Below are 766 nucleotides of genomic sequence, written 5' to 3'. Positions count from 1 at the left end.
GCACGTCGCGGCCACGCAGTGCCGCGCGGCCCGTGCCGCCGTCCATGTCCAGACGGCGCCCGGCGGCGTCGCGCTGCACCACGTTGCGGGCGGAATCGCCGCTCAGCACCTCGTCGAAGGTAAGTTCCAGGCCTTCAAGGCCCTTGCTCTCCATGCCCACGAAACCAAGCAACTGCCCGGCCATCTGCTTGAAGGGATAGATGCGCTCGTATTCGCTGCTCAGGTACACGCCGGGCAGCCCGGCCTTGCGCACGTTTTCGGCGGCCAGGTCGTCCACCTTGCGGGCCACCCAGGCAAAGCCGCGCTTGGTGACAACGGCCTCGCGCACCTGCTTGACCGGGGCTTCCAGCGCCGCAGCCAGCGCGTTGACGGTGGCGTCCACATCGCGGATCTCACCGGGACGGACGTAGACCGAGCGCACCTCCACGCTGCGGGCCAGGATCTGCCCGTTGCGGTCAAGGATGGCGCCTCGCCTGCCGGACACGGTCTCCGCCGCCATGTGCTGGCGGCGGGCAAGGCTTGCCAGCCGGTCACCGTCGTAGACCTGCACGTACCAGGCGCGCGACCACAGCAGCATCCACAGCAACGCGAACACGCAGCCCACGCTGTACAGACGCACCTTGCTCCAGTCCGTCTCGCCGAAGCGGGCAAAGGGATTGAAGCGCGGACCGCCCCCGAACGCTGCGCCGGGGGCCTTCTTGTTGCGCAGGGCGCGCGCGGCACGGGGGGCGCGCGCTTCGAAAGAGGGACGCGCGTCGCGCGCGGT

At 70.0% G+C, this 766-nt stretch carries 1 protein-coding gene; it reads right to left on the bottom strand.

The features are described 5' to 3' along the window. A partial coding sequence (locus FVW27_RS17835) for a penicillin-binding protein 2 (protein WP_481850175.1) occupies positions 1–766 on the bottom strand: 766 nt, incomplete at both ends.

Origin of the sequence: Nitratidesulfovibrio liaohensis, assembly GCF_011682075.1 — a bacterium.
Lineage (GTDB): Bacteria > Desulfobacterota > Desulfovibrionia > Desulfovibrionales > Desulfovibrionaceae > Cupidesulfovibrio > Cupidesulfovibrio liaohensis.
Note: the sequence above shows the minus strand (reverse complement) of the source record. Positions and strands in the feature narration are given on the sequence as shown.